This is a genomic window from Buchnera aphidicola (Melaphis rhois) (assembly GCF_005080745.1).
GTDB classification, from domain to species: Bacteria; Pseudomonadota; Gammaproteobacteria; order Enterobacterales; family Enterobacteriaceae; genus Buchnera_B; species Buchnera_B aphidicola_AT.
In genome coordinates, this window is the sequence record NZ_CP033004.1 from 539,195 (window position 1) to 549,832 (window position 10,638).

The following is a 10,638-nucleotide window of genomic DNA, read 5'->3' on the forward strand; positions in this document are numbered from 1 at the left end:
ACGTCAAACATTATTAAAAATAAATTATTTAATATAATAAAATCTTATTTTATTAAATAACTATAAAAATTACTTTTCTCTATTAAATAAAAATAAAATTTTCACGTTCTTGATGTTTATTGAAATATATAGGAATTTAAAATAATGAGAAAAAAAAATCTTATTGGACTGACTTTTATTAGTTTTTGCTCATATGCTTTAACAGGAGCATTAATTGTCGTTACTGGAATAATTTTAGAAAACGTATCTAAATATTTTGGAGTATCTATTACTAATATGAGTAATACTTTTACTTTTTTAAATGCCGGAATTTTAATTTCTATTTTTTTAAATTCATGGCTAATAGATATTTTAAAATTAAAAAATCAACTAGTTATCGGATTCATACTCACAATAATAGCTATATGGATACTAATATTCAACCAACACAAACTAATATTATTTTCTTTTAGTATATTTCTATTGGGAATGGTTAGTGGAGTAACTATGTCTATAGGTACTTTTTTAATTACTCATCTATATACAGGAAGCAAAAGAGCTTCTTTATTATTACTAACTGATTCTTGTTTTAGTATGTCAGGTATTATTTTCCCGATAATTTCAACATTGTTAATGTCTCACCACATTACATGGTATTGGATTTATCCATTGATAGGAATACTTTATCTCATTATATTTATTTTAACATTAAGTTTGAATTTTCCTGTTATAAATCATATAACAAAAAAAAACAAATACACAAAAGAATGGAATATTTCTATTTTCTATCTATCAATATCGGCGTTGTTATATATATTAGGACAATTAAGTTTTATTTCATGGATTCCCGAATATATTACAAAATCTATTGATTTACATATTACTCAGGCTGGAACATTAGTCAGTAATTTTTGGATGTCATACATGATAGGAATGTGGTCGTTCAGTTATATACTAAAATATTTTAATCTAAAAAATATACTCATATACCTAACTGGCATATCTACACTGTTAATGTATATGTTTAATAATATTTATAGCTATAATTTATTAAAACTCACCATAATTTTATTAGGATTTTTTTCTAGCGCTATATACACTATTATCATTACATTAGCTTCCCATCAAACAAAATTACCCTCTCCACAAATCATTAATTTCATTTTGACAAGCGGAACAATAGGAACACTATTAACTTTTATAGTTACTGGTCCAATCGTAAAAAATTATGGATTTATTTCAGCATTAATTACATCCAACATACTATACGGAATAGTATTTATTCTATCTATACTATTAAAATTGCACTACAAGCCAAAATATTAAATTAATCCTATTGCTTTTTTTACTTTGTTTAATAACTTATCCGCTCGAAGACAAGCTCTAGAAGAACCATAATATAATATATTCTCTAAATATTCTTCATTTTGTCTATAATAGAAATATGAAGATTGTAATCTTATTAAGATATCAGATATAATTTCAATTATATCTGATTTAAATTGTCTATACGATTTTCCAGAATATTCTATTTCTAAATCAGAAATTGTTTTATCTGTTAAACCAGAAAGAACGTTAAGTAAATTAGATATTCCTTTTTTATTTGTCATATCATAATGAATGCTATGAGGATTATTTGAATCAGTAACAGCTGATTGTATTTTTTTTGAAACACTATTGATACTATCTAATAGGAAAATTACATTATTCTTATTAGAGTCAGATTTAGACATTTTTTTACATGGATTTAATAATGATAAAATATTAGAACCATGCTTTACCATATATCTGACAGGAACAGTAAATATGTTTCCATAATATGAATTAAATCGTCGTGCGATATTCCTGGTCAGTTCTAAATGCTGCGATTGATCTTTCCCAATAGGTACAATATCAGTTTTATATAACAAAATATCAGATGCCATTAAAATTGGATAATTAAATAATCCAGAGTTAACATTTTTATTACCTTGAAAATATTTATCTTTAAATTGGGTCATCCTGGATAATTCTCCATAATAAGTATAACATGTTAATAACCAACATAATTGGGAATGCTGATGTACTTGTGATTGAAGAAAAATAATACTTTTATATGGATCAAATCCACAAGCTAAATATAAAGCAATAGTATCTAATACATCTCTTCTAAGTTCTTTAGGAGAACGTCGGGTAGTAATAGCGTGCAAATCGGCAATACAATATAAACATGTATGAGTGTCTTGCATTTTTATCCATTGACGCATAACACCAATATAATTACCTATAGTTAACTGACCTGATGGTTGTATAGCACTAAATAAAACCTTATTAATATCATTCACTATTTAATTCCACATAAAATGTCGAAAATTTATACATAACTATATTTTATACTTTTTAAACAATTGTTTTAACTAGTTTAATTTATGACGCATATCATTAATAATTTTTTTGTAATTCTTCGCCTTAAAAATAGCAGAACCAACGACAAAAATATTTACTCCGAAAGATGCTATTTCTTTCAAATTATCCAAGTTTATCCCTCCATCAACTTCTAAAAGAACATTTTTATGACTATTATCTATTAATTTACGTACTTGAAGCAATTTTTTAAACGTAGATGGTATAAAATTTTGTCCAGAAAAACCAGGATTAACAGACATCAATAAAATTATATCTAATTGATCCATAACATATTCTAAAATATTTAAAGAAGTAGCAGGATTAATACCTAATCCTACTTTGCAACCACAACTTTTAATTAAATTTAATGACCGATGTAAATGATTGGTTGATTCTGGATGAATGGTAATAAAATCAGCACCTGCATCAGAAAATTGAACTATTAAATCATCTACTGGACTAACCATTAAATGAACATCAATAATCGACGTAATTCCATAATTTCGAATAGACTTTAGCACCATAGGTCCAAACGTTAAATTAGGAACATAATGATTGTCCATAACATCGAAATGAATAATATCCCCTCCTGCTTCTAATACATTTCTAATTTCGTCTCCTAATCGTGAAAAATCTGCAGATAAGATTGAAGGTGCTAACCATGAGGTTTCCATTATTTTTCCTAAAAAAATTTTTATTAAACTTAACCAAAAACTATTATATTAAAACTTACGTATAAAATTAGAAAATATCTTAAGATATTAATAATAATAACTAAAACTAACAATAGATTTCTATAATTTTATAAAAATAACGCTGTTTAATAATAAATATAAAATAAAGACAATGTATTTTTTAAAAGTTACTAAATATTAACTATTAATTATTTTCAAAATGCCATATAAAATAGTTTTCATAGAATGTGTCCTTTAAAATAATATATTTTCATATAAGTATTAATTAATATTTCAAAATGAAATAACAAAACCTATTATCGACAACGATTAATAGCTGAAATCAATATATCGTCCTTTATATTAGAATAAATCACAGCTTTTCCTATAGATACTGGTAATACCAATCTTATCATTCCCGAAGTAACCTTTTTATCCCTCAAAAAATTCGAAAAATAAGAACTAAAATCCATATTTTTAGGCCCTTTTGTTGGCAATCCAACTCGATGTAATAAATTAATAATCCTATTTTTTTCAAAAGTACTTAACCACCCTAACAAACAAGAAGTTTCAGCTGACATAGCTATTCCGACAGCTACTGCTTCTCCATGTAACCATATTCCATATCCTAAATAAGTTTCAATTGCATGACCAAACGTATGACCTAAATTTAATAATATCCTAGAACCATTTTCCCTTTCATCTTGCTCCACTATCATTTTTTTAATTTTACAACATTTTTTAATACAATAAGATATTTTTTTTACATCTAATTTTAGTATAAAATCAATATTTTCTTCTAACCAATTAAAAAACATGCTATCAAAAACAATAGCATATTTAATAACTTCTGCAATTCCAGATATCAATTGATCTTTAGGAAGAGTAGACAAATAATCAAGATTTACAATAACAGATACTGGTTGCCAAAACGAACCGATCATATTCTTTCCAAGAATATGATTGATGGAAGTTTTCCCACCAATAGAAGCATCAACCTGAGATAAAAAAGTAGTCGGGATTTGTATAAATCTTACTCCTCGTTGATATATCGATGCAACAAAACCAGTTATATCACCAACTACACCCCCTCCTAGAGCAATTAAAGTAGTATCTCTTCCATGTAATTTTTTTAATAACTCTGATACAATATATTCCATTGAACCTACATTTTTAGTAACTTCACCATCAGGTAAAATAACATAATCTACCTTAATTTCCATTTTATTTAAATAATAATTAATATTACTTTTCCACATATTAGCTACTATGTTATTAGTAACTAACATAGCCTGATCACCAGGTTTTAATGGAAAAAAAATATTCTCTATTTCAAATATAGACGATCCAATATTAATAAAATAACTTCGATTACCTAAAAATACTTCTATTTTTTCCAAAATTAATATATCCTAAAATTTTTAAATAATAACATTATTAAACTAGTTTTTATTTAGCAAACGAATAATATAAAATACTACTGACTTAACACTCTTTTCATCCATTTTTACGATAATATCTGCTATTTCTTCATATAAAGGACTTCTCTCAATAGCTAATGACTCTAAAATTGTTTTTACAGGCATATCATTTATTTGCAATAAAGGCCTTTTTTTATCTTTTTTAGTTCTTATTAATTGTTTTTCTACAGTAGCATCTAAATATACTACAATACCTCGAGATGATAATTTGTTCCTAGTTTCTTTCGATGTAATTGCACCGCCTCCTGTAGCTAATACAATACCGTGTTTACTAGTAAGCTCTCCAATGATTTTTCGCTCGCGTTCTCTAAATCCTGATTCACCTTCTACATCAAATACCCAACTTATATCAGCGCCAGTTCGTTTTTCAATTTCTTGATCAGAATCATAAAATTCCATATTCAATTGTTGAGCTAACTGGCGACCAATAGTGCTTTTCCCCGCGCCCATAGGTCCAATTAAAAATATGTTTCGTTTTTCTGCCATTTTTTTAATATTATTTTATTAAGATAATTTGTTAGCGATAACCATGCTCAGTGTTACTGAACTGGCAGGAGATAAAATTTTAATTAAATATTTAAGTTAAGTTCAATACCTAATATTTTCTTTAAACAAAAACTAAATATCACTTGAAACATTTGAAAAATATTAATATAAACATTAAATAAAAAGATATTATAAATATGAACCGTTAAAGAATATTTCTGAATAATAATTAATTTTATATATTAAATAAATTATAAAAACTGAACAAAATTTTAAAAGTATCGATATTATTACTGCATAAAAAATACAATAACCTAAAGTTACATCATTTTATAATGAGACAACAATAGTTTTTTAATAAAAAAATAAAAATATTAAAAATAATGATATTTAATTGCAGATCCTAAAACAGAATGCCTTATTTTTGATAAAATATTATTTAAAAAAATTTAATATAAATAAAAATTTGTACTATTCCATTATATTAATATTATTTTTTAGATAACTTATTAATGTTGTCTAAAAATGTTTTTTGTTTTCTAATATTTATTGTATACTATAAACTATTTAAAACAGGATATATTACAATTTTTTAAAAAACATAATCGGTGAGATGTCCGAGAGGCTTAAGGAGCACGCTTGGAAAGCGTGTATACGAAATACGTATCAAGGGTTCGAATCCCTTTCTCACCATAATAATATCTTTTACATTAATAAAAATAACATAAATATTATTTAATATATCTTTAAATAAATATATTAATTTAAATCTAATAAAGTAGAATCTAAAGCAACTTTTATCATTTTATCTAAGCTAGATTCTCGATCTTGAAAGGTGATTCGACTTTTTTTAATGATATGATCAGATACTGTACAAATGGACGCCGATTTTATTCCAAACTCTGCAGATATACTATATAATCCAGCTGTTTCCATTTCTAAACCAATAATATTATATCGCTTCATAATTTGTACAATATCATAATTATTATTATAAAATAAGTCCGTTGAGAAAAAGTTTCCGATATGAACTGGAATACCTAAATTTTTAGAAGAAGACACTAAATTGCAAACTAAATCAAAATTTGCAACAGCAGAGAAATTATTATGTTGAAATTGTGATTTATTTATATTAGAGTCAGTTGAAGCACCTAAACAAATAATAAGATCATAAAGATCTATGTTATTACACACAGTTCCACATGTACCAATACGAACAATTTTTGATACATTATATTCTGTAATCAGTTCCTGAACATAAATCAAACACGAAGGTATTCCAATGCCATGACTCATAATAGAAATACGTCTTCCTTTGTAATATCCAGTGAATCCTAACATTGAACGAACGTTAGTAACTTCTATGACGTTATCTAAATAGTTTTTTGCAATATATTTTGATCGAATAGGATCACCAGGCATAAGAACGAAGTCAGAAAAATCTTTTTTCTTCGCATTAATATGAGGGGTTGTCATATTATACTCCTACTTTTTAATGAAATTATAATAACAATTGCAATAATCTTATAGCTTAAGAAACATCTCTTTCCCAAATTTCATTGGAGATAGGTTAAAATATTTTGCCAATGTTTGAGCTATATCTGCAAAGGTATCACGATGTCCTAAAAACTTCGGTGTTATCGTGGGCCAATATACCAATATAGGAATATTTTCTCTTGTATGATCACTACCTATCCATGTAGGATCGCATCCATGATCTGCAGTAATAATTAAAATATCATCTTTTTCTATTAACTGTAACAATTCCGGTAAGCGTCTATCAAACCATTCTAAACCTTTGGCATATCCAGAAACATCGCGTCTATGCCCCCATGAAGAATCGAAATCTACAAAATTAACGAAAACAATGGTATTATGTCGTGACATTTTTACTTCTAATAAAGTAGAATTAAATAAATCTGATAAACCTTTTGCATAAACTTGTCTTGTAATTCCCTCTCCCGAATAAATATCTGAAATTTTACCTATTGAAATTACTGTTCCACGTTGTTCGTCAACTAATTTTTTCATAACAGTAACATCATGAGGCTTAACTGAAAAATCTCGCCTATTTCCTGTGCGATGAAAATTAAATTTTTTATTACCAATAAACGGCCTAGCAATAACCCGAGCAATATTTACCTTTTCATTATCCAATATTTTCCTAATAGTATTACAAAGTACGTACAACTTTTCTAAACCAAATACATTTTCATGACAAGCAACTTGAAATACCGAATCAATAGAAGTATAAAAAATAGGTTTTTTTGTATTTATATGCTCTTCCCCAAATTCGTCTAATATCGATACACCAGATGAATGACAGTTACCTAATACTCCAGACAAATTGCATTCGCTAACAATTTTATCCAATAAATGTTTCGGAAAACTATTGTATACATCACTAAAATAATCCCAATCATATAACACCGGTACTCCAGCTATTTCCCAATGTCCTGAAGACGTATCTTTTCCAGAAGAAATTTCACTGGCATAAGCATAACTCCCTAAAATTTCTTGACTTTCCTTAATTCCAAATACATTCTTTCCTATCGATTTTTTAGCAGCATGTACTAATCCCATAGAAACTAAATTAGGTATATACAATGGTCCTATACGGCCATTATTAGCTTTTCCCAAATAACACCACTTAACTATATTTCCAAATGTGTTAGACCCTACATCATTAAATTTATGCGCATCACTAGTCGAACCAATTCCAAAAGAATCTAAAACTACAATAAATGCGCGCTTCATATAATCTCCATACTTACATTTCATTAAACTACTGCAATCAAATATATTCAATTAAAACACTTAATGTATTTCTTATAACACTACCAAAACGTTATACTGTATTATAGTACAAAAATAACTAAACATATTATATATAAATTTTGTAAATTCTATCTTTTTGAAACTTATGAACTAAAAACGTATTAATAATATCATTTAAAACACATCATCTAATTTACAAATAATATTAAAATCATAAATAGTATTTATTTATAAATTTTCTTTAAAAAATATAAACTATATAATTTAAATACATGTTATACATGCTATAAAATAAATAAACTTATCTCTTAATTCCTATTTAAGTTAATCAGAGAATTTTATAAAAATAATAAAATATATATCTAAATTATCAATAAAATAATTATAAAAACATACATATCAAACAACATAGATTAAACATTTTTACTATAATATTTTTACTATATCAATAACTATAAAATAAAATTCCCTATTAACAACGTAAGTCTTTATCAAAAGAAGTTTTTGCTTTTTTTGTATCCAATAAATTAATTTAATATACATTATGTAAAATTTTAATAATAGATATAGCAATAACAATCGTTTCATTTTCTAATTTTACATTTAACCTGATTAAATTGTGTTATTTTAATTATTTATCTTTTATCATTCAAACTGATCTAATCATTTTATCAAGACATTAAAATTGTTCGATGAAAAAATTATTTCCTTATATTAGGAAGGATAAAACTCGAATTTAATTTAAAATGTATTTATAAATAAAGCAACCTTCAATAATACGTATTATAAATTTTAACATTAACAAGATAATAAAAAATCACTTTATATTACGGCAACATATAAAACATATATTATATAATTTACAAAAACGTATTAAAAAATTTAAATATGCATATATTTAAAAATAAAACCTGTATATCAAAGTATATTATATAGTATAAATATTTTTATATTGTATTATGTATTTAGATTAAAAAAATTGGTAAACATTAACAAGACGTTAAAAAACCAGGATATAACCAAAATTTACATATGTAACTTATTTCATCGAAACTGTTGATACTAAAATTAATCTGAAGACATATCAAAATTTTTTGAAATCTGAAAAACAATTTTTTAATCCTAGATTATTATTGAACGTCTAAAATGTTATTATGTACTAATAATTATAATATACACCATTAGTTGATTTTTATAATATAAACAACAAAAGAGATAAAAAAATATCTATAAAAATTACAAAAATATGATAAATATATCATTTTATATGAAATAAATCTTATAAACTTATACTATACTTTAGAACTATCATTTTTTAAAATTTAAGAAAATTAATAATTATTACTAATTTATAAATTACATTATTAAAACTAAAATCTAATGAACACAAAACCACTTTAATTTATTCATTAACAACTAAATACTATTTTGTGTGTTCAATTAACTTATTATTCAAAAATAAATTATATTTAAGAAATAAAACAATTATATTACATAAAAATAATATATAAACCTTTAATAATGCGCATAAAAATTATGTTAAAATCAATATATAATTTAATTGTCAATCAAAATAACATTTTCTTTCAGAAATTTTAGAAAAAGTTATATAATCTTATTTTAAATCTAATTTAAATTATTAACTGTACGTTTATATAATATATAAAATGCGATAAAATAAAAATTTTAAAAGAACTAAATCATGATTGTAAAAATATTGAAATAACTAGCAGTTGCTATTTAATTATAAAATTAACGCTAACAAAACTATATTTTTACTTAATCATAATTTAATTAATAACATTCAAAAAACACCAAGAAACTTAAAAAAAAAGAAACTCACTCTCTTTTGTATTAAAAAAAAATAAACTTATATTTTTCTTTGAAATATCTATCATGTTCAATAATATGAATGATTACCTTTATGATGTGCTGTAGTATCATAAACTCCTTTCAATTCAGGAAATTCTATTAATAATTGACGCTCTATTCCTTCTTTCAAAGTATATCCAATCATAGAACACCCGTTACAACCTCCAAAGAATTTAAGAGTGACATATCCTGATTGGGTAATATTTACTAAATGAACTTTCCCTCCATGAGCAGATAATTGAGGGTTAATTTTCGAATTTAAAAAAGATTCTACTCTCTTATGTAATGCAATATCTTTATTTAAAGTATATTTTTTAGCATACGGAGCCATTAAAGTTAACTGAGTATTACAATTTTCTACTACAATATCAATTACAGAATCTTTTAAATAAAACATACTTGATTGATCAACATACACTGCAAAACTATCATATTCAAATTTAACATCTTGTGTTGTTATTTCTTCTGGGTAACAAAAAGATACACCACATTTTGCGATAGGAGTACCTGGATAGCTAACAAAAACTCTAATGTTAGTACCTTTCTTTTGCTTTATAAGTAATTGAGAAAAATGTTTTTGTGCTGATTTAGATATATTAACCATAAAGTATACTCAATTATTTAAACTTAAAATATATTATTGTATAAAACTTATATCATAAATATTATAATTGTATGTATCTTAAAACTAAAATACTACTGTTTTAACTACCCATACAATAGAAAAATATTAAATGAAAATAATTTAAATATATTGATTATTAAAAAAAATCTATACATTCATAAATGTTACTATTTTATTTCAAAATACTATAATAATTTCATAATAAATATCAATAATTATAAAAAACAATAACACCTTATGAATAAATTTTATTGGCATACTGAAGGAATTGGAAAAATACATTTGGTTTTAATACATGGATGGGGTTTTAATTCAACAATTTGGAATATAATATTATCCAAACTAAATATTCATTTTA

8 protein-coding genes, 1 tRNA gene and 1 pseudogene are annotated in these 10,638 nt (G+C 24.6%); 3 read left to right on the forward strand and 7 right to left on the reverse strand.

Annotated features, from left to right (window positions below; all coding sequences use genetic code 11):
• Nucleotides 1-144 precede the first annotated feature (144 nt).
• Nucleotides 145-1,305 carry an MFS transporter TsgA gene (gene tsgA / locus D9V73_RS02500; protein ID WP_158336702.1) on the forward strand — a complete coding sequence of 387 codons (1,161 nt, stop codon included), beginning with the start codon at nt 145-147 and terminating at the stop codon, nt 1,303-1,305.
• Here the strand turns inward: tsgA and trpS are convergent.
• The 4 genes from trpS to aroK all read right to left on the reverse strand — a co-directional run bounded on the left by trpS (nt 1,302) and on the right by aroK (nt 5,005).
• Nucleotides 1,302-2,303, reverse strand: coding sequence for a tryptophan--tRNA ligase (trpS, locus tag D9V73_RS02505; RefSeq protein WP_410051758.1), 1,002 nt, complete (start codon nt 2,301-2,303; stop codon nt 1,302-1,304). The genes tsgA and trpS overlap by 4 nt on opposite strands.
• Before the next feature lie 72 nt (nt 2,304-2,375).
• Nucleotides 2,376-3,038 carry a ribulose-phosphate 3-epimerase gene (rpe, locus tag D9V73_RS02510; protein ID WP_158336703.1) on the reverse strand — a complete coding sequence of 221 codons (663 nt, stop codon included), beginning with the start codon at nt 3,036-3,038 and terminating at the stop codon, nt 2,376-2,378.
• A gap of 317 nt (nt 3,039-3,355) precedes the next feature.
• Nucleotides 3,356-4,438, reverse strand: a complete 1,083-nt coding sequence (gene aroB / locus D9V73_RS02515; protein WP_187307822.1) for a 3-dehydroquinate synthase — start codon at nt 4,436-4,438, stop codon at nt 3,356-3,358.
• 42 nt (nt 4,439-4,480) lie between these two features.
• Nucleotides 4,481-5,005 (reverse strand): shikimate kinase AroK, encoded by a 525-nt coding sequence (gene aroK / locus D9V73_RS02520; protein ID WP_158336705.1) that lies wholly within the window; start codon nt 5,003-5,005, stop codon nt 4,481-4,483.
• A 607-nt stretch (nt 5,006-5,612) separates the two neighbouring features.
• Between aroK and D9V73_RS02525 the strand changes: the two genes are divergently transcribed.
• Nucleotides 5,613-5,698: transfer RNA gene (locus D9V73_RS02525), tRNA-Ser, on the forward strand.
• Between the two features lie 66 nt (nt 5,699-5,764).
• Here D9V73_RS02525 and deoD read toward each other — a convergent pair.
• The 3 genes from deoD to D9V73_RS02540 form a co-directional block, all read right to left on the reverse strand.
• On the reverse strand, nt 5,765-6,481 hold the full coding sequence (deoD, locus tag D9V73_RS02530) for a purine-nucleoside phosphorylase (protein WP_158336706.1): 717 nt from the start codon (nt 6,479-6,481) through the stop codon (nt 5,765-5,767).
• A gap of 48 nt (nt 6,482-6,529) precedes the next feature.
• The gene (locus tag D9V73_RS02535; protein WP_158336791.1) at nt 6,530-7,762 is read right to left on the reverse strand and encodes a phosphopentomutase; all 1,233 of its coding nucleotides are present in this window, start codon (nt 7,760-7,762) and stop codon (nt 6,530-6,532) included.
• Between the two features lie 1,921 nt (nt 7,763-9,683).
• Nucleotides 9,684-10,259 carry an NfuA family Fe-S biogenesis protein gene (locus D9V73_RS02540; RefSeq protein ID WP_158336707.1) on the reverse strand — a complete coding sequence of 192 codons (576 nt, stop codon included), beginning with the start codon at nt 10,257-10,259 and terminating at the stop codon, nt 9,684-9,686.
• Between the two features lie 258 nt (nt 10,260-10,517).
• Between D9V73_RS02540 and D9V73_RS03030 the strand changes: the two are divergent.
• Nucleotides 10,518-10,638: pseudogene (locus D9V73_RS03030) on the forward strand (pimeloyl-[acyl-carrier protein] methyl ester esterase); the annotation flags it as partial.